General features: G+C 69.5%; 20 protein-coding genes. 9 read left to right on the top strand and 11 right to left on the bottom strand.

The genetic code is table 11. From position 1 onward, the window contains the following. Window positions 1-35: 35 nt before the first annotated feature. Window positions 36-1001, top strand: a complete 966-nt coding sequence (locus tag INP57_RS20415; protein WP_295140811.1) for a YihY/virulence factor BrkB family protein — start codon at window positions 36-38, stop codon at window positions 999-1001. Between the two features lie 91 nt (window positions 1002-1092). Continuing rightward, entirely contained in the window at window positions 1093-2094 is a 1002-nt protein-coding gene (locus tag INP57_RS20410) for an iron-siderophore ABC transporter substrate-binding protein (RefSeq protein ID WP_200071894.1), read from the top strand. A 10-nt stretch (window positions 2095-2104) separates the two neighbouring features. On the opposite strand, the gene INP57_RS20405 is transcribed toward INP57_RS20410, so the two are convergent. Together INP57_RS20405 and INP57_RS20400 are read right to left on the bottom strand one after the other, a co-directional pair. Further along, on the bottom strand, window positions 2105-3037 hold the full coding sequence (locus INP57_RS20405; protein ID WP_200071893.1) for a DUF5996 family protein: 933 nt from the start codon (window positions 3035-3037) through the stop codon (window positions 2105-2107). A 56-nt stretch (window positions 3038-3093) separates the two neighbouring features. Then, window positions 3094-3309 (bottom strand): hypothetical protein, encoded by a 216-nt coding sequence (locus tag INP57_RS20400; RefSeq protein WP_200071892.1) that lies wholly within the window; start codon window positions 3307-3309, stop codon window positions 3094-3096. Between the two features lie 333 nt (window positions 3310-3642). Between INP57_RS20400 and INP57_RS20395 the strand changes: the two genes are divergently transcribed. Then, window positions 3643-4758 carry a methyltransferase domain-containing protein gene (locus INP57_RS20395; RefSeq protein WP_200071891.1) on the top strand — a complete coding sequence of 372 codons (1116 nt, stop codon included), beginning with the start codon at window positions 3643-3645 and terminating at the stop codon, window positions 4756-4758. 71 nt (window positions 4759-4829) lie between these two features. Here the strand turns inward: INP57_RS20395 and asnB are convergent, their stop codons facing one another. The 3 genes from asnB to INP57_RS20380 form a co-directional block, all read right to left on the bottom strand. Further along, window positions 4830-6659: an asparagine synthase (glutamine-hydrolyzing) gene (asnB, locus tag INP57_RS20390; protein WP_200071890.1), complete on the bottom strand. Its 1830-nt coding sequence runs from the start codon at window positions 6657-6659 to the stop codon at window positions 4830-4832. A 314-nt stretch (window positions 6660-6973) separates the two neighbouring features. Continuing rightward, complete coding sequence (locus tag INP57_RS20385) at window positions 6974-7189, bottom strand: hypothetical protein (RefSeq protein ID WP_200071889.1); 216 nt, start codon at window positions 7187-7189, stop codon at window positions 6974-6976. Then, window positions 7165-7434 carry a hypothetical protein gene (locus INP57_RS20380; protein ID WP_200071888.1) on the bottom strand — a complete coding sequence of 90 codons (270 nt, stop codon included), beginning with the start codon at window positions 7432-7434 and terminating at the stop codon, window positions 7165-7167. The genes INP57_RS20385 and INP57_RS20380 overlap by 25 nt, the downstream gene beginning before the upstream one ends. A gap of 155 nt (window positions 7435-7589) precedes the next feature. Here INP57_RS20380 and INP57_RS20375 point away from each other — a divergent pair, with 155 nt between their 5' ends. The 5 genes from INP57_RS20375 (at window position 7590) to INP57_RS20355 (ending at window position 10244) form a co-directional block, all read left to right on the top strand. Then, entirely contained in the window at window positions 7590-8435 is an 846-nt protein-coding gene (locus INP57_RS20375; protein WP_200071887.1) for a helix-turn-helix domain-containing protein, read from the top strand. After that, a complete protein-coding gene (locus INP57_RS20370; RefSeq protein WP_200071886.1) occupies window positions 8429-8632 on the top strand; it encodes a DUF397 domain-containing protein in 204 nt (67 codons plus the stop codon). Before INP57_RS20375 ends, INP57_RS20370 begins: the two co-directional genes overlap by 7 nt. A gap of 21 nt (window positions 8633-8653) precedes the next feature. Continuing rightward, window positions 8654-8866, top strand: coding sequence for a DUF397 domain-containing protein (locus INP57_RS20365; RefSeq protein WP_374220959.1), 213 nt, complete (start codon window positions 8654-8656; stop codon window positions 8864-8866). After that, entirely contained in the window at window positions 8863-9687 is an 825-nt protein-coding gene (locus tag INP57_RS20360) for an NsdA family TPR-like regulatory protein (protein ID WP_200071885.1), read from the top strand. The genes INP57_RS20365 and INP57_RS20360 overlap by 4 nt, the downstream gene beginning before the upstream one ends. Before the next feature lie 134 nt (window positions 9688-9821). After that, the gene (locus INP57_RS20355; RefSeq protein ID WP_200071884.1) at window positions 9822-10244 is read left to right on the top strand and encodes a PPOX class F420-dependent oxidoreductase; all 423 of its coding nucleotides are present in this window, start codon (window positions 9822-9824) and stop codon (window positions 10242-10244) included. A 140-nt stretch (window positions 10245-10384) separates the two neighbouring features. On the opposite strand, the gene INP57_RS20350 is transcribed toward INP57_RS20355, so the two are convergent. The 6 genes from INP57_RS20350 to INP57_RS20325 all read right to left on the bottom strand — a co-directional run bounded on the left by INP57_RS20350 (window position 10385) and on the right by INP57_RS20325 (window position 17610). Continuing rightward, window positions 10385-10729: a hypothetical protein gene (locus INP57_RS20350; RefSeq protein WP_200071883.1), complete on the bottom strand. Its 345-nt coding sequence runs from the start codon at window positions 10727-10729 to the stop codon at window positions 10385-10387. A 284-nt stretch (window positions 10730-11013) separates the two neighbouring features. Then, window positions 11014-12309, bottom strand: coding sequence for a dihydrolipoamide acetyltransferase family protein (locus INP57_RS20345; RefSeq protein WP_233627964.1), 1296 nt, complete (start codon window positions 12307-12309; stop codon window positions 11014-11016). A 20-nt stretch (window positions 12310-12329) separates the two neighbouring features. Continuing rightward, a complete protein-coding gene (locus INP57_RS20340) occupies window positions 12330-13316 on the bottom strand; it encodes an alpha-ketoacid dehydrogenase subunit beta (protein ID WP_374220962.1) in 987 nt (328 codons plus the stop codon). A gap of 109 nt (window positions 13317-13425) precedes the next feature. Further along, on the bottom strand, window positions 13426-14520 hold the full coding sequence (pdhA, locus tag INP57_RS20335; protein ID WP_200071881.1) for a pyruvate dehydrogenase (acetyl-transferring) E1 component subunit alpha: 1095 nt from the start codon (window positions 14518-14520) through the stop codon (window positions 13426-13428). Window positions 14521-14613: 93 nt separating this feature from the next. Further along, on the bottom strand, window positions 14614-16086 hold the full coding sequence (lpdA, locus tag INP57_RS20330; RefSeq protein ID WP_200071880.1) for a dihydrolipoyl dehydrogenase: 1473 nt from the start codon (window positions 16084-16086) through the stop codon (window positions 14614-14616). Window positions 16087-16383: 297 nt separating this feature from the next. Then, complete coding sequence (locus tag INP57_RS20325) at window positions 16384-17610, bottom strand: PucR family transcriptional regulator (protein ID WP_307850187.1); 1227 nt, start codon at window positions 17608-17610, stop codon at window positions 16384-16386. Between the two features lie 255 nt (window positions 17611-17865). Here INP57_RS20325 and INP57_RS20320 point away from each other — a divergent pair, with 255 nt between their 5' ends. Beyond that, complete coding sequence (locus INP57_RS20320; RefSeq protein WP_200071879.1) at window positions 17866-18537, top strand: GntR family transcriptional regulator; 672 nt, start codon at window positions 17866-17868, stop codon at window positions 18535-18537. The last annotated feature ends 434 nt before the right edge of the window (window positions 18538-18971 follow it).

The following is an 18971-nucleotide window of genomic DNA, read 5'->3' as shown; positions in this document are numbered from 1 at the left end:
CGCACCGGCGCCGCCCGAGCCGAGAAGGGGCAACCGTGTTGGGACAGCAGCCGACGATCCTCGACCGCATCCGGCACGGTCAGCCGCGCAACCGGCACCTGCGGGGGCTGTGGCGGCTCACCAAGAAGACGGTGGCCGCCAGCTCCCGGCACCGGCTCACCGGACTGGCCGGGGAGGCCGCGTTCTTCACCCTCATCTCGCTGCCGCCGGTGCTGCTGGGGCTGGTCGGCACGCTCGGCTACCTGGCGGGCGTGCTCGGTGGTGGCACCGTCGCGGCGGTGCGGAACTCGCTGGTGCACGGCGCGTCCGCGGTGCTGTCCCAGCAGGCCATCGACCAGATGATGCAGCCGGTGCTGGACGAGGTGCTCAGCACCGGGCGGGCCGGGATCATCTCGCTCGGGTTCGTGCTGGCGCTGTGGTCCGGTTCGGCGGCGCTGAACGTCTACATCGACACGATCTCGGTGGTCTACGGGCTCGGCGGGCAGCGCAATCTGGTGCGGCAGCGGCTGATGTCGGTGGGGCTGTACACGGCCGCGCTGTTCGGCGGGATCGTGCTGCTGCCGCTGCTGGCGGTGGGGCCGTCGGTGATCGCCGGGTGGTTCCCGCAGGCCGCGGTCGTGGTGTACGCGCTGTACTGGCCGCTGATCGTGGTCGGTTCGATCGCGTCGCTGAGCACGCTGTACGTGCTGTCCGTCCCGCTGCGCACGCCTTGGCTGGAGCACGTGCCGGGGGCCGCGCTGGCGTTGCTGGTGTGGCTGGGGGGCAGTTTCGGGCTGCGGATCTACCTGGACGTGACCATCGAGCACTCCCCGGTCTACGGCGCGCTGGCGGCTCCGATGGGCGTGCTGCTGTGGCTCTACGTCACCGCGTTCGCGGTGCTGCTCGGCGCCACGATCAATGCGGAGTTGGACAGCGTTCAGCCGTCCCGTGCCACGGCGCGGGCCCGCCGCGCGCTCGAACTCCCCGGTTCTCCGGAAGCCCCGGAATCCCCGGATTCCTGAGCGCCCGGCGCGAAAACGACGCACAAGTCACAGCGCAGAGATCCGCTCATTTGTTAGGTTAGCCTTCCTTGTCGACTTGGAGGGAAGCGCGATGACCTCTGCCCGAACCCCGCACGCCCGGTTCGGCCGCCGTGCGTTCCTCGCCGGTGCCACCGGCCTCGCCGCCGCCGGACTGTCCGCCTGCGCCGGTGGTTCCCCCGCCGGCCGAGCGGCACCGGCGGCGCGGATCCCCAACAAGTTCGGCACCGCGGAGGTTCCCGCCGCGCCCGGCAACATCGTCACGCTGGGCATCACCGACCACGACGCGGCGCTGCCGCTGGGCGTGGTGCCCGCCGGGCTGACCCAGTGGGGACCGTGGCAGTCCGGCGTCGGCCCGTGGGTGGAGCCGATGCTGCGCGGGCAGCACCCGAAGCTGCTGGGCAGCGAGGTCGACGTGGAGCAGGTCATCGCGCTGGCGCCGGAGGTGATCGTCGGGCTGCAGAGCGCGCTCACGCAGGACCAGTACAACCGGCTCTCCGCGTTCGCCCCGGTCGTGGCGCAGCCGCCCGGCTCGATCGACTACGGCGTGAACTGGCGGGTGCAGGCCGAGACGATGGGCCGCGCGCTGGGCAAGAAGGCCGAGGCGGACAGGCTGATCGCGGACACCCAAACCCGCATCGACCGCACCCGGCAGGCCAACCCGCAGTTCGAGGGCCGCACGCACGTGACGGTGCGCACCGACTCCGCGGGCACCTACGCCGCCTACACCAAGCAGGACGCGCGGACCGCGCTGCTCGAGCAGCTCGGCCTGAAGCTGGCCCCCTCGATCGACGACCTGGACGACGGCGGCAAGTTCAACGTGAAGGTCAGCAAGGAGCAGGTGTCGCTGCTGGACGCGGACGTGGTCATCGTGACCACCGCCAAACCGTCCGACGTGGCGACGGTGCGGGCCGATCCGCTGCTGAACAACCTGCCAGCGGCCAAGCGCGGTTCGCTGCTGCTGCTGGACGACTACGACGTGACGATGGCGCTCGGGTCGGCGACGGTCACCAGCATCCCGTTCGCGCTGCAGCGGTTGACGCCGATGATCACGCAGGCGTTGCAGCGGGCCTGATCTCCACCGCTCACGCAGGAGTCCGGGCGGTGTAGGCGCGCTGCGTCGGTTGGTCCTCCAACGCCCGCCGGTCCCAGCCGCCGTTCTCGGCAGCGGCTTCGTAGCTGGTCCGCAGGAACCGCAGCAGCGTGCCGTCCGGGTCTTCGGCAGTGCGCACCGCGTCGTAGGGCAGTACGAACTCGCCGAGTTCCGGGTGGTAAGCGGCTTCGCCCGGCTGCACCGGATGATCCTGGAAACCGGCCGGTTCCGGGTAGGCGTAGGCGTAGAACAAGCCCTCGCCCGCACCGCCGGGCCAGAAGCCGCAGCTGCTGAGCTCGTGCGAGTACCCCTCCACCATGACCCGGTCCGGGCAGTTCGGCGCCCCGCCCGGATGCCGCGGCGCCGGGCGCCCGGAGAACCGGGTCACCGCGAGGTCCATCGCGCCCCAGAAGAAGTGCACCGGGCTGACCTTGCCGGTGAATTCGGCGCGGAACCGGCTCAGCACGCGGTGCGCGGCCACCAGCTGGCGCCACCACAGGTGCGCGGCAGCGGGATCGTAGGAGGCGTGCAGGGTGTCCTCGGCGAACGGCACGGCTTCTTCGATCTCGTTGGGCACCGCCTGGATCGAGGTGTGCAGGCCCAGCGCGTCCAGCCCGGCCATCGTCTCCTCGTAGAACAGCGCCACCGGTTTCGGTTCCAGCCCGACCCGCCGCTCGTCCCCGGTGGACGAGCGGATGCGCAGCACGTGCTCGCAGAAGTCGAACTCGGCGTCGAACACGCCGGTTTCGGAGGGCACCGCCGAGGTGGTCAGCCCGCGCGGGGTCACGTACAACGCCACCTGCCACCAGTGGTTCACCAGCGGTGCGTGCGCCAACCGGACCTTGCCGACGATCTGCGTCCACATGTGCAGCGTTTCCCGCGTTTCCGCCCAGTCGGCGACCCGCAGGCTCGGCCATTGCTCCATCGCGGCCTCCTTCCCCGGAGACCAATGGTGAGTCCGCGTTCAGCTGAACGCAGCCGTCACACCGGCGGCCGGACACCGGGCAGCTTGCCCGCGCCGTTGCAGTGCGGGCAGGTCCGCCACTCGCCCATCGTCATGCCGGTCTGGGTGTCGGTGGTCGCCTGGATCAGGTAGAGCCGCGGCTCGCTCAGCTTGCGGAACCCGGCGCAGCCGAAGCACACCGTGTTCGGTCCTTCTTCGAAGCCGGGTCCGTCTTGCTCGTCGCGGTCGTTCATGCGCCCATCGTCGCGCACTCGGGTGCGCGGGGCGCAGCCCCTCGCCGCGCTCGCGCCACCGCGGGCGGCCGAATCAACTTTCCGGAAATTGCGCGATCCATTTTCCGCTAGCAAATTTCCTGCGGAAAAGACCGCCGATCGGCGGATAAACCTACCCGGTTTCGATCCGATACAACCAGGAAAGGACCGAAAACCAGGAGGCGACGAATGGGCAAACGAGACTCCGACCGGGACGGGCAGGGAAAACCGCAACCGGACAAGTGGGAGACCTGGCAAAGCGACGACGACGGCAACAAGCACGAACGCCCCGGCGGCGAGAAGAAGTAGGCAGCGGTGCCGGATTGGCGCGAGCGGCTCGCGGTGCCGCGTGCCGCCTTCATCCCCGCGGTGATCTGGGACTACGAGCCGGAGACCGACGAGTTCACCAGGATCAGCAGGGATTCCGACCCCGCGCGGTGGCACGGGATGGTGGCCGCCGACCAGCCGATCACCACGCAACTGGACGACGGGCAGCCCGACGACGGGCAGCCGCACGACCGCACCCGCGTCCCGAGCAGTTCGTGCAGCCAGCCGTCGCTGGTCGCGGACATGCTCGACGCACTGGACGTGCGTCCAGGGCACCGAGTGCTGGAAATCGGCACCGGAACCGGCTGGAACGCGGCTTTGCTCTGCGAACGGGTCGGCGGAACCGGGCAGGTGGTCTCGGTCGAGATCGACCCGGTCGTCGCGGACAACGCCCGGCGCGCGCTGGCGGCCTCCGGCCAAGCACCGCTGGTGATCACGGCCGATGGGGCGGCGGGATACCCGCCCGGTGCCCCGTACGACCGCGTGCTCGCAACCGCCTCGGTCCGCGCGATCGCGCGCACGTGGATCGAGCAATCCCGCCCGGGCGGGCGGATTCTTGCGCCGTGGGGCACCGACTACGGCGAAGACGCGCTGACCGCGCTGGAAGTGCACGCGGACGGTTCGGCTTCCGGGAGTTTCGGGCAGCGCCTCGCTTTCATGCGGATGCGCGGGCAGCGCCGCGGATTCCTCGACCCGGCGGCGGACGAGCTCGACGATGCCGAACGCAGCAGCACCGCACGCGAACCGCTGGAGTTGTTCGAGATGGTGGATTTCTCCGCGGCTTCGTTCACCATCGGCCTCCGGGTGCCGGACTGCTACCTCACCGTGGAGGACACCGACGACGCTCACCGGCTGATCGAGCTGCACGACATCCGGTCGCATTCCTGGGCGCGGGTCACCATGGTGCGCGGAGAACATCCGTGGACGGTGCACCAGCTGGGTCCGCGGCGGCTCTGGGACGAGGCCGACACGGCGTATTCGTGGTGGCAGGACGCCGGAAAACCCGCACCGGACCAGTACGAGCTGACGATCGCCGCGGACGGCGCGCACTCGGTGCGCCTGCCAGGGCGGCACTGGCGCCTCCCGCTCCGACCCGGGTCGTAGTGCGAGTGATGGGCCCCTTCGCTCGATCTTGCGAGGCGAAGGGGCCCATCACCGGCGAGAGCAGCAGCTCGTCAGTCCAGCTTCAGCGTCGGCTTGCGCAGGTCGTACCAGGCCGCGATGTCCAGGGCTCGTTCGATTCCGTTGCGCTGCGCGGTCGTGACCGCATCACCGGTGGTCTCGGTGGCGGTCTTGAGCGAGTCGCGGTCGAAGAACTCCAGGACTTCGTGGTTGGCCGAGAACAGCTCGCGGGCCTGCGACTGGATCGCCGCGAGGTAGTTCGGGTCGAAGCTGCCGGGGTAGCCGCTCTTCTTGCGGTCGGCGACCGAGGCGGGCAGCACGTCGCGGGTGGCCGCCCGCAGGATGCTCTTCTCCCGCCCGTCGAAGGTCTTCAACGACCACGGCGTGTTGAACACGTACTGCACGAGGCGGTGGTCGCAGAACGGCACCCGCACTTCCAGCCCGACGGCCATGCTCAGCCGGTCCTTGCGGTCGAGCAGCGTCTGCACCATGCGGGTCAGGTGCAGGTAGCAGACCTGCCGCATGCGCTTTTCCAGTCCGGTTTCGGAGTCCTTGAGCGGGGCCTCGCGCAGCGCGGACCGGTAGTGATCGGCGATGTAGGCGGGCAGGTCGAGTTTGCGCCGGGTCTGCTCGTCGAGCACCTCCATCGAGAACAGCGGCGAATCGACCAGCCACGGGAACGTGTCGGCGTAGCGCTGCCGGTCGTTGTGGAACCAGGGGTAGCCGCCGAAGATCTCGTCGGCCGACTCGCCGGACAGCGCCACCGTCGACTGCTCCCGGATCGCCCGGAACAGCAGGTACAGCGAGTTGTCCCGATCTCCCATGCCGACGGGGAAATCCCGGGAGGCCACCGCTGCCCGCCGCACGGCCGGGTCGGCCAGCGACGCCCCGTCGAGCATGATGTCGGAGTGGTCGCTGGCGACGTGTTCGGCGACCGCGTGCACGTACGGCGTGTCCTGCGTGGGGGCCACCTCGATGGCCTGGAAGTTCTCGGCCTGCTCGGGGAAGTCGACCGCGAAGCTGCGCACGGTCTCGCCCTTCGCACCGAGCTGCTGGGCGGCCAGCGCGGTCATCGCCGAGGAGTCCAGCCCGCCGGAGAGCAACGCGCAGCGCGGCACGTCGGCGACCAGCTGCCTGCCGATGATGTCGTCGAGCAGCTCGCGCACGTGCGCGGCGGTGGCCTGCTCGTCGTCGGTGTGCTCGGAGACCTCCAGCCGCCAGTAGCACCGCTCGCGCAGCCCGTTGCGGTCGACCACGGCCAGGTGCCCGGGCTGCAGCTCGCGCATCCCTTCCCAGATGGCGAATCCGGGAGTCTTGGCCGATGCGAAGATCTCCCGCATCCCGTCCGAGCCCACCACGGCCTCGGCCAGCGGGTTGGCCAGGATCGCCTTCGGCTCGGAGCCGAACAGCACGCCGTCGTCGGTCTCGTAGTAGTAGAACGGCTTGATGCCCATCCGGTCGCGGATCATCACGAGCTTTTCGGTCCGGGAGTCCCAGATCGCGAACGCGTACATCCCGTTGAGCCGGTCGGCCACCGCTTCGCCCCACTCGACGTAGCCGCGCAGCACTACTTCGGTGTCCGAGTCGGTGTCGAACCGGTGCCCGCGCTGGCGCAGCTCGGCGCGCAGTTCGGTGTAGTTGTAAGCCTCTCCGGAGTAGACCATCGCGACCGGCCCGTCCGGAGTGTCGACCTGCATCGGCTGGGTGCCGCCAGGCAGGTCGATCACCGCGAGCCGCCGGTGTCCCAGCGCGGCGTGGTGCGCGGTCCAGACGCCCTGATCATCCGGTCCGCGGCAGGACATGGTCTCGGTCATCTCTCGCAGAATCCGGTCCTGAGCTGTCATGTCCCGCTGGTAGGACACCCAACCCGTGATGCCGCACATGAGGCCACCTCTCCGCAAGCTTTTACTTAGGCGAGCTAACTACACCTTGTTACGGCCTCGTTGCACGAGCAATACGGCTCCGGTGTGAGATCTCGGACACATCTTCGGCCCGCCTCGAATCAGCGGTGGCCGGGCGGTGCGGGAGTGTTCGCACCGCCCGGCCGGTCGGCGCCCGGGGAGGGAGTTCGGACGCCGGCTGGATGCCCCGCCGGTCACTCGTGGTCGGGGGAGGCACGAGCGGGACCGGCGGGGCGCGGCCCACCGCAGGGGAGGCTTGCGGCGGCGGACCGGGTTTCGGGGCTATTCCGGGAGGATCAGAGTTCGGCGATCAGCGCGACGCAGGACGCGCACGTCGTGCGCTGCTCGTCATCGGACACGGGCCGGTCGAGCAACCGGTGCACGCGCCCGGAAATCGGGTGGCCGCAGATGCCGACCAGCACCGGGCCGATCGCATCGCGCGCCACGGCGTGCCAGGTCGAGGACCACTCGGAGCTGACCCACGCGATCACCCCGCTTCGAGCTGCGGCCATTCCCGCTCAGGCCGTTCCTGTGATCGCAGCGCCAACACCCGCGTGCACACCATGCACGGCATCCCCAGCAGGTCGGAGACCTCCTCGGCCTCCGCGGCAGGCAACCGCAACTCGCACAACGCCAGAAAATCCCCGCACGCCAACGGCATCGCGATGTGCACGACGCGCTGCCTCTCCCCCACCAGGCCCGCGCGGTAGCGGACGCGCCTTGGGTAGTCGGCGGAGACAGGAGCTTGCTCATCCATGTGCCACCTCTGATCAACGTCCTAACGAGATGCTGTTCGCACCCTGCAACCTCACTTGATGCATGCATCAAGGATTGCTGCATGCTGATCGTTGAGCAAGATCCACCTTCGAGTGACGACCTTGGATAGCTCGGTGACGACATACGATGTGGCGCATGGTCAGCAGCGCAGACACACCGCGAGCGCGTGCTCTCGGCGCCGAGCTCCGACAAGCACGCCAACGCAGCGGCATGACCACTCGGGAACTCGCCGAGTCGGTCGATCGCAGCAGCTCGCACGTATCGCGTTGGGAAAACGGAAAGCTAACGCCGAGCGAAACTGACACGGCAACGATACTCGCCGTCCTTGGAGTCAACGGCGCGGATCGTGAGCGAATGCTCGAATTGGCACGAGACGCTCTCGAACCGAACTGGGTTGCCCCCGGCACGGACAAACAGTTAGCGGCATTGACCGACTACGAACGAACCGCTACGACAATCATCAACGTGGAACCGCTGATGATTCCCGGACTGCTGCAGACCTATGACTACGCACGACACATCATCGCCGAGTTCGGAGCATCCGGCCGCAGCGAAGCCGACCAGCGCGCGCAGCTTCGAGTCGGGCGTCAGCACGTCCTTACCGGCAGCTCCCCGAAGCAGCTCATCGCGATCATAGGCGAGGCAGCATTGCGCTATCCGCCGTGCCCAGCCGAGGTAATGGCCGGACAGCTCCACGAACTGCAACGGTGGGGCGCACGGGACCACATCGACATTCGAGTTCTCCCGATCGATCGCCCGGCCGGTCCGGCCATGAGCGGTTCCTGGGCACTGATCGAGTTCGCTGATACCAGACCAGTGGTGCAGCTCGAACATTACGACACCTCCACGACCATCACCGACGTGAGAGCGGTCGGCCGCTACCGAAACGCCGCCGACATGCTCTGCGAAGTAGCAATGAATGCGATCGAGTCGGCTGAACTCATCGCAGAAATTTTAGGAGGCAAGGAGAAGTCATGCTGACTCAACACTCAGCAGGACACTGGCGCACGTCGAGCTACAGCGGCGGGAACAACTGCGTTGAGGTCGGCGGAGTCGCCGGTTGCGCCAGAGTGCGCGACACGAAAAACCGTTCCGCGGGCTACTTCACCATCAGCTCGCAGCAGTGGTCCAGCTTCGTCTCAGCGATCAAGATGGGCCGCTACGACATCTGCGCATGATCCGCAGCACGAGTGATCGGGATGGACGAAATGAACAGCGACCAGCATCCGACAGCATGGCGCAAGAGCAGTCGCAGTAGCGGCGGCGCGAGCAACTGCGTCGAGGTCGGCCGTATCTCCGGCGGCGCCGCCGTCCGCGACACCAAGGACCGCGCGGCAGGTCACTTCGCCGCCACTGCCGACCAGTGGGCCACCTTCCTCACCGTGATCAAGTCCGGGCGCTTCGAGGTGTGACCGACCACCCGTCCGGCGGTCCGCTGGCTGCCGCGGACGTCGCCGGAGTGCTCAGCAGCACGGACTCCGAGCGGATTTCCCTTGCCCTGCACGGAAGAATGCGCCCGGACGGTGCGGCACTGATCGCGTTGGAAGGCGCGCTGGCCGGCGCTCGACGGCTGGAGGATCGGACTTCGGCGGCGGCGGTGTTGCCGGCAGTGGCAGGGCAGCGGGACGTGCTCGAGCGACTGGCGGGCGCTGCGCGCGGTGTGCGGAGTGCGGCCGTCGGGCTGGTTTCGGAGATCTACCAGTACCTCGGTTGGCTGCACCTGCCACAGGACGACTTCGCGGGAGCTCTGCATCACCTGAAGCGGGCAGCGCTGCTCGCGCTGGAAGCCGATGACCCAGTGCGGTTGGCGACGGCTCTGAGCTTCCGGGCTTACGCGCACCAGCGTTCCGGTGACTCGCGGCAGGCCGCAACGCTGGCGACTGCTGCCGCACGGAACGAGCGGATCTACCCCGGTCTCCGGACGTACCTGCACTTCCAGCGCGCCGAAATCCTTGCGTGCCAAGGTGAGAGGCGGCAGGCGTCGCAGCTGCTGGTGCAGGCGGACCGGCTCGTGGCGCGGCTTCCGCAAGCCGACGAGCTGCCGGAGAGCGGCTATTGGTACGTGCCCGCGTTCTTCCTCGGCGAGCGCGCATTCGTACTCGACGCGCTCGGCGAAACGACCGCGGCACGCGAGTCCGCAACCGCGTGCCTATCCGAGCTACCCACCGAGTGGCGCGACACCGAATGGGCATCCGAACGCCGCGCACTGGCCGAGAAAGACCCGCAACGGTGAAGCGGGGATCGAGGGATGGGGACCTTCGCCCCGCTAGATCGGACGAAGAGGTCCTTCACTCCGGAAAGGTGCGCGGAAGCGGCGACGGCCGCTCGGCTTGACTTGGAGTCTTGTCCAAGTCTTAGCTTCGCGGGGTGTTCAGCGAAGAGGAACTCGAGTATCTGACGGGGCAGTGGGTCGGGCGGTTGTCCACCAGCCAGCCGGACGGGACGTTGCAGGTGAATCCGGTGGGGTTCGGGGTCAACCGGGCGCTGGGGAGCATCGACATCGGCGGCTACGACATGAGCCGCAGCCGCAAGTACCGCAACGTGCTCGACAACGGGCGGGCCGCGTTCGTGGTGGACGACGTGTACTCGGTCGATCCGTGGCGGGTGCGCTTCCTGGAGATCCGGGGGCACGCCGAGGCGATCGGCGAGCCGGCCGACGCGCAGGACCAGGCCCGGTTCGGGCCGATCATCCGGGTGCACCCGGAACGCATCCTCAGCCTCGGGTTGCATCCCGGCGATCTCGACGATTCCCCGCACGCGGTCGGAATCCGCAGTCGCCGAGCCGGCTGAGCGCTTGTCCGAGCCGACGGTCGGGGTCGCTCTGGGGCTCGGTCCGGATCGACCATCCGGACGGAGTTCTCCAGTGCTTCGCCCGGCGACTCCTCCCACAGCTCGTAGCAGGACACCGGCCACACCGCGCTGATCGCGGGTCAGTCGAAGTCGACGTGCACCTGCACCTTGCCGTCCTCGTCACGGACCGCGAGGGCCTGACCGGTGCGCCGTTCACCCGCGGCTTCGAGAGTGATCGGGCTGCGCTGTCCCAGGAAATTGCGCCACCAGCGCTTCTGGTCCGGCAGCATCACGTCGATGGTGGCGCCGGATTCGGTGCGGCGGACGGCGACGACCAGTGCGACCTCGCGTCCCGAACGTCGCCCCCGGTAGGAAACGTTCACCATGCCCGTACCGCCGACCTCCGAGGGCCACCGCGAAAACCTCCGCACGCACGGCGCGACGAGCTTGTTCAAATAACGACCCGCGACGGTAACGGCACTCATGCGGAACTCCTCCTTGTTCCGGCGACGGCGCACCCGCCTCGCCCTTCGGAACGACGGCCAACGGCCATGCCGCGACCGTCGATCCCTCGATCATCGACGATCTTGACCGAGCGTACTCGCAACCGCGGCACCGGCGCGTTCAATCGCGGCCCGCACGAGCGCGTCGCTCACTCCGCGGCGGCGACGGTTCGCAGAACCCAAGGAATCCCAGGAATCACGTACCGGACGGACGGTCCGTCCACCCCGGATTCGCGGGGTGAACGGACCGCTCGAATGCTGCTGTCTCAGGCGATGATGCGGAGGGGATCTTCCAGCAGAGCTGTGAGCTGCTGCAAGAAGGCCGCGCCGACGGCGCCGTCGATGGCGCGGTGGTCCGCCGAGAGCGTCACTCGCAGGATCTTGCGGGCCACCACTTCCCCATCGACCAGTTGCAGCTCCTCCTTGGCGGCGCCGACCGCGAGGATCGCCGCCTCCGGCGGGTTGATCACCGCGGAGAACTGCTCGATGCCGAACATGCCCAGGTTCGAGATGGTGAACGTGCCGCCGGACATCTCGTCGAGCTTCAGCTTGCCCTCGCGAGCGCGCCCGGCCTTCTCGCGGCCCTCGGTGGCGATCTCCGAAACGCTCTTGCGGTCGGTGTCCCGGATGACCGGCACCACCAGACCGTCGTCGATCGCGACCGCCACGCCCAAGTGAATCCGCTTGTGCTGCAACAGCTTGTCGCCGCCGAAGGAGACGTTGACCGAGGGGTTCGCGCGCAGCGCGGTCGCCACCGCCTTGACCACCAGGTCGTTGAGGCTGACCTTCGGACCGCCCGCGGCCTGCAAGCGCTCGTTGAGGTTGCCGCGGAACGCCACCAGGTCGGTCACGTCGATCGCGCTGGTCAGGTAGAAGTGCGGGGCCTGCTGCTTGCTCTCGGCGAGCCGCTTGGCGGTGACCTTGCGGACGTTGCTCAGCGGCAGCTCCTCGACGTCCTCGCCAGCGCCGGAAACCGGGGCCGTCGCGGGCTGGGCGGGCGCGGCCGGAGCCGGAGCGGGCTCGGCCGCGGACCGAGCGGCAGCCGGTTCGGCGGCCGCGGCGTCGATGTCGGCGCGGATGATGCGCCCGCCCGGACCGGTTCCGGTGACCCCGGCCAAGTCCACACCGCGGTCCTTGGCCACCGCCTTCGCCAGCGGCGACGCCTTCGGCTTCGACGGCGCGCTGCCGTTCACCGGCTCCGGCGCAGAAGCAGGCGCAGGCTCCGCGGCAGGGCCCGACTCCCCGGCAGGCGCTGCCGCCTCCGCCGAAGCATCCGCAGGCGCACCGGCAGGCGCGGCAGGCTCAGCCGCCTCGGCGACCGCCCCGGACCCGTCCCCGACCAGCGCGATCGGCGTGCCGATCGGAACCGTCGTGCCCTCGCCGACGAGCACCTTCTCCAGCACCCCGTCGTCGTAGGCCTCCAGCTCCATGATCGCCTTGTCGGTCTCGATCTCGGCGACGACCTCGCCGCGCTTGATCTGATCGCCGACCTTCTTCTGCCAGCCGGCGATCACGCCTTCCTCCATCGTGTCGGAAAGGCGCGGCATCTGGATCTCAGTCATCAGCAATTCCTCGGGAAGTCTCAGCGGCGAGCGCCGACGGCGTCCAAGGTTTCCCGGACGGCGGTGGTCAACGACTCGGCCGACGGCAACGCGGCCTTCTCCAGCGGCTTGGCGTAGGGCAGCGGCACCTCGGCGGCCGCCACCCGGCGCACCGGCGCGTCCAGGTAGTCGAACGCACCGTCCGAAATGGACGCGGCGATCTCCGCGCCGATGCCGTAGGTCAGCCAGTCGTCCTCGGCCACCACCGCGCACCCGGTCTTGCGCACCGAGTTCACCACGGTCTCCCGGTCCAGCGGGCGCAGGCTGCGCAGGTCCACGACCTCGGCGTCGATGCCTTCCTCGTCGTGCAGCTTCGCGGCCACCTGCCCGGCGATCCCGGCCATCCGGGAGTAGCCGATGATCGTCACGTCCGAGCCCTCGCGGGTCACCGCGGCCTTGCCGATCTCCGCGGGCGCGACGTCGTCCGGCACCTCGCCCTTGGTGTTGTAAAGCGCCAGGTTCTCCAGGAACAGCACCGGATCGTCGTCCCGCAGCGACGCCAGCAGCAGCGCCTTCGCGTCCGCGGGCGTGCTCGGGGCGACGACCTTCAAGCCCGGCACGAACGCGTAGTACAACTCGATGTTCTGCGAGTGCGTCGCGCCCAGCTGCTGACCGCCGCCACCGGGCGTGCGCAGCACCATCGGCACGCTGGTCTGCCCGCCGAACATGCCGTAGATCTTGGCCGCGTGGTTGACGATCTGGTCCAGCGCGATCAGCGAGAAGTTGATCGTCATGAGCTCCACGACCGGGCGCAGCCCCAGCATCGCCGCACCGACCGCTGCGCCGACGAAGCCCTCCTCGGCGATCGGGGTGTCGCGCACCCGCTTCTCGCCGAACTCTTCCAGCAGCCCGGCGGTGATCTTGTAAGAGCCCTCGAAGACACCGATCTCCTCACCGATGAGGAACACGTCTTCGTCGCGGTGCATCTCGTCGCGCAGCGTGTCGTGCAACGCCTGGCGGTAAGTCATGACGGCCAAGGGAACTAACTCCTGAGACTTCGGATCCGCGCCTCGGCGGCACCCGGCGATCGAGCCGAGTGCCGCGCGGGAGCGGGTGGCGGGGTGTGCGGTGAGCGGCTCAGAACACCGGGTCGGCGGGCAGGCGCCGGGAATCGTTCGCCACCGGGGTGGCGTAGGTGTAGTCGAACAGCGTGGACACCTCGGGGTGCGGGCTGTCGTCGGCGAAGGCGACCGCGGCGTCGGCGTCGGCCTGCGCCTGCTTCTCGATCTCCGCGGCGGCGTCCTCGTCGAGCACGCCTGCATCGATCAGCTTCGCCCGGAAGTTCACCACCGGGTCGTTCGCGCGGGCCTGCTGCACCGAGTCCTCGCTGCGGTACTTGCCCGGGTCCACCACCGAGTGGCCCTTGAGCCGGTCGCTGACCGCCTCCAGCAGCGCGGGCGTGCCGGACTCGCGGGCCTGCTCGACCAGCTTCGTGGCCGCGTCGCGGACCTCGAGCACGTTGTTGCCGTCCACCCGCTCGCCGTGCATCCGGTAAGCCGCGGCGCGCTTGTACAGGTCCGACTCCGCCGAAGCCTTGTCCACCGTGGTGCCCATGCCCATGTGGTTGTTCACCACCACGAACACCACCGGGAGGTTCCACAGCGCGGCGATGTTCAGCGCCTCGTGGAACGCGCCGATGTTGGTGGTGCCATCGCCCATCTGGCACATCACGACCTGGTCGCCACCGCGGTAGTCGACGGCCATCGCGGCACCCGTGGCCAGCGGGATCTGCCCGCCGACGATGCCGTAGCCGCCGAGCAGCCCGGCGTCGGAGTCGAACATGTGCATCGAACCGCCCCAGCCCTTGGAAGTGCCGGTGCTGCGGCCGTAGAGCTCGGCCATCACCCGGCCCGGCTCGATGCCCTTGGCGATCGCGTAGCCGTGCTCGCGGTAGTTGGTGAACAGCAGGTCGGTCTTGCGCAGCGCCGACATCAGGCCGACGACGGTGGCCTCCTCACCCAGGTTTAGGTGGCAGTAGCCGCCGATCTTGGCCTGGGTGTAGCCCTGCGCGGCGCGCTCCTCGAAGCGGCGGATCAGCGTCATCTGCTGGAAGTAGCCGCGCAGCAGCTCGTGCGACTCCCCGCCGAACGGGCCGCTCTTGGCGGCGCGTGCGGGCGTGCGGCCGGACTTGGTGCGGGTCGCGGGCTTGCTGCGGGTCGCGGTCTGCGCCATCACGGAACCCTTTCGAAAATCGTGCGGGACTGGAGCCGGACTAGGGCGTTGTAAGCGGCGGAAGCCGCTCGCGGTGCGGGACTCGGGCCGTCCTTAGCGCTTCTTCGGCGGAGCCGTGTGGACCGGCAAACCGAGGGCGGACATCGCCGCCTCCATGCCGACCTCGCCGAGCGTCGGGTGCGCGTGGACGGTTTCGGCGAGCTCGTCGAGCGTCGCCTCCAGCGTCATCGCCAGCGCGCCCTCGGTGATCAGGTCGCTGGCCGACGGGCCGAACACGTGCACGCCCAGCACCTCGCCGTACTGCTTGCCCGCGACGACCTTCATGAAGCCCTCGGTGTCGCCGTAGGTCTGCGCGCGGCCCAGCGCGGCGAACGGGAACTTCGCGGCGACGACCTCGTGCCCCGCTTCAGCGGCCTGCGCCTCGGTGAGCCCGACGCTGGCGATCTCGGGGTGGGTGAACGTCGCGGCCGGGATGACGTCGTAGTCGATGTGCGACTCGTGGCCCGCGATCGTCTCGGCGGCCACGATCCCCTGGTGCGAGGCGACGTGCGCGAGCAGCGCCTTGCCGGTGACGTCGCCGATCGCGTGCACGTGCTCGACGCTGGTGCGCAGCTTGTCGTCGACCTGCACGAACCCGCGCGGGTCCAGCGCCACACCGGCGCGGTCCAAGTCCAGCGCGGCGGTGTTCGGCTTGCGGCCGACGCCGAACAGCACGACGTCGGCTTCGATCTCCTGGGGCTTGGCGCCGTCCACGGTGACCTTCAGCGCGGAGTTCTTGCCGCGCCCGGAACGTTCGATCTTCGAGACGGTGGCGCCGGTGAGCACGTTGATGCCGCGCTTGCCGAACGAGCGGCCCAGCGCCTTGCCGACCTCGGCGTCCTCGGCCGGGACCAGCGTGGACTGCATCTCGACGATGCTGACCTCGCTGCCCAGCGAGCCGAACAGGCTGGCCCACTCCGCACCGACCGCGCTGCCGCCGATGACCAGCAGCCGCCCGGGCACCTCGGTCAGGCCGAACGCGCCGTCCGAGGTGATCACGCCGGGCAGGTCGGCGCCGGGCAGCGGCAGCTGCACCGGGACCGAACCGGTCGCGATGATCACGTCCTTCGCGCGGACCTGGTCGATGGGCGCATCGCCGACCGGGTCGGCGGCGTAGCGGGGTCCGTTCGCGCCGAGCTCGGACTCACCGGTGGCGTAGACGTCCACGGTGGTCGGGCCGGTGAACCGGGCGTGCCCGATGAGCACGCTGACGCCGTTGGCCTTGAGCAGGCCCGCGACCCCGTCGGTCAGCCCCTTGACCACGCTGTCCTTGCGGCGGCTGACGGTGTCGTAGTCCAGCGCGACGTTCTCGGCGCGCACGCCGTACTCGGCGGCGTGCAGGACGGTCTCGTAGACCTCGGCGGAGCGCAGCATCGCCTTGGTCGGGATGCAGCCCCAGTTCAGGCACACCCCGCCGGGCTTCTCCTTCTCCACCACGGCCACGGACAGGCCGCGCTGCGCGGCCCGGATCGCGGCGACGTACCCGCCGGGGCCGCCGCCCACCACAAGGAGGTCGTATTCCTGCACTTCGCTGTGCTCCTTCGAGCCGCACGGACCAGCGCGGAGCCCGTCTCGATGCAGGTGCTTCGCCGCTGGGTGAATCCCGGATGTTGCACCGCGAGTCTCGTGAGCGCGGACACTCGCGCGCCATGCTCGACCGCCCAGACTTCGGAACCGGCCGATGTGCACAGCGCACATTTCGGCCCGGTTTGATCACACAAGGTCGCGATTCGGCACCGACGGTGACGATCAGGGCGGTTCACGGCGGAGAAATCAGAAAGTCAACACCGATAGCGGAAAAACGCCAAAAGTTGCCCCGGAGGCTCAGTCGCGGAGCCCATCCCGCAGGTGTAGTGCCGACAACGCCAGCGACAGCGACACGTACGCCGCCCGCCCGTGCAGCGGCCGGTCGATCAGCGCGCCGATCCGGTGCAGCCGGTTGAGCACCGTGTTGCGGTGGCAGTGCAGCCGCACCGCGGCGTTGGCCGTCGAGCAGTTCTCCTCCAGCCACGCCGACAGCGTCTCCAGCAGCATGTCGCGCTCCTTGACCGGCAGCTCCAGCACCGGCCCCAGCTGCGAATCCAGCAGCCGCTGCGCCAGGTCGGGCGACTGCACCAGCAGCGCCTCCGGGTAGCGCTGCTCCAGCGACACCAGCTGCGGCGTGTTGTAAGAGGCGGTGCCCAGCGCGGTGAGCGCGAGCTGGTGCGCCAGACCCACCTCGGCCAGGCCTTTCACCGGCGGTGACGCCGCCACCCGGCCGCGGGCCAGCGGGCGCAGCACCTCCAGCGCGCCCGGCTCAGCGCGCTGCTCCAGGGCGACGAGCCCGACGAGTGTGTCCGCGCGCACTTGCCACACCGAGCGGATGTGCACACCGCCCAACGCTTCGCTCTGCCCGGCCAGCGCGAAGCTGCCATCGGCGCGCATCTCGGCGACCACCACCAGGTAGCGGCCGCCGGTCGGCAGGTCGAGTTCCTTCGCGGTGCGTTGCGCGAACGCGGTGTCCCGCGCGCGGCCGCTGAGCAGGTCCTCCACCAGGGCGTGCCTGCGCTGGTCGTCGCGGCGCAACCGCTCCAGCTCGGTGTTGCGGTAGGAGGTCGACAGCGTCGAGGACAACCCGTCGATCACCGTCCACATCGAGGTGGCCGCGCCCAGCACCACGTCCGGGTCGGCGCGGTCGGCGTGCGCCTGCTCGACCAGCGCCTCCCACACGATGCGCCCGCCGAGCCGGAAGGTGCGCAGCATGACCTCCAGCGGCACGCCCTGCTCGGCGCGGCGGCGCCCGATCGCGGCGGCGACGTCGTCGCCGTCCGGGCCGCCGACCTCGCCGCTGAGAATCTGCAGCACCCGCTCCAGGTAGCGCTTGCAGCCGTCGTAGAGGTCCTCCCGCGGGACCGGGCGGTAGTCGGTCCACTCCGGGTTGTCGGTGAAGATCGCCCCCATCAACCGCCGGGCGAGCCGCTCGGCATCCCCGAGCCGGGCCGCGGCGAGCGAATGCGTGATCGCCGCGACGTGCCCCGGATCGGGCAGCGGGCGGGCGGGATCTGCGGCCACGCCCTGCGACGATACCCGCGCGCGACGATCGACGTCCGCGCCGCTTCGCCGGCTCCGCGGGCCGGCTGCCGCGGCCGGGTTCGGCACCGGCCGGTCCGGTCGGGCCCACCTGGTATCAAGTTCGCGGTGACCGGTGCCACACGACCACCGGTCATGCACGGTGAACGGCCTGACCGCCAGAACCCGGCCCCGAGCAACCGGCCCCAGGAAATCAGCCGACGCGGCGGTCGGCGCAGGCGACGATCGAGAAAGCGAATGCCCCCAGCGCCCCACAGAGCACCCCGCCCGCAGCTGTCCGACGAAGTGGCCGTCCGGATCCGCGACCGGATCATGACGGGCAAGCTGCGCCGCGGCCAGCACCTGCCCCTGGAGCGCCTCGCGGAGGAGATCGGGGTCAGCGTGACCCCCGTGCGGGAGGCGCTGCTGGCGTTGCGCGGCGAAGGGTTCGTCGAGCTCGAACCTCGCCGCGGCTTCACCGTCGTGCCGCTGAACCGGCAGGACGTGGCCGACGCCAACCGGTTGCGGGCCGGGCTGGCGGGCGAGCTGGCCGCCCGCACCGCCGAGCGGATCAGCATCGCGCAGCTGGACGCGCTGGAGGCGGTGCAGGCGGAGCTGGAGCACGCCACCCGCTTCGGCATCGGCGACGCGGTGCAGCTCGACCAGCGGTTCCACACCGCGATCCACGACGTCGCGGAGTCCGCCAAGCTGGACTGGTTCCTGCGGCTGGCGTCCCGCTACGTGCCGCAGCGGATCGGCGCGGCCACGCCCGGACTGACCGAGCTGACCGAATCCGAGCACCGCGAGATCCTGCGCGCCTTGCGCAACCGGGACGCCGAAGCCGCGCGGTGGGCGATGCACGAGCACGCGATCAACACCGGGCGGGCGCTGCTTCGCTACCTCGACGAGCAGAAAATCTGGGATCAATGACCGAATCGTCGCGTTCGGTCGCGACCGGCGGCAGGGCTTTCGGCCGGGCTCACCCACACCGGTGGCATCGGAGCCCGAAAACCAAGATTGCGACCGCGTAACGTATCGTCGCCTGCGGACGACAGTCCTGGTGGCGGTCGGGTTCGCAGCAGTGTCCCCGGCGGTTCGTCCGGTTCCCCGAAGTACTTCCGGTCCCTCATCGGCTCGCCGGGCCGACGGGCGCGCCCGGAGCACGAGCAGACCGGTCGGCCGCCAAAGCATTGATCGGTTCCGGCGCGCCGCGTGGCAATCATTCCCTCCTCCCAAGAAAAGCGGGGCGCGAATCATGCAGAGCAGCAGCCGCACTTTCGTGTCGGTTGTCGGAACGGTGCTGATGGTCGTGACGACCGTTCTCCTGGCCGCATGGTCCCAACCTCAGCCCGCTGCCGGGCCGC

Source organism: Saccharopolyspora galaxeae (assembly GCF_016526145.1).
Taxonomy (GTDB): domain Bacteria; phylum Actinomycetota; class Actinomycetes; order Mycobacteriales; family Pseudonocardiaceae; genus Saccharopolyspora_C; species Saccharopolyspora_C galaxeae.
The sequence above is the reverse complement of the archived record's forward strand: the minus strand, read 5'-3'. Positions and strand labels throughout refer to the sequence as shown.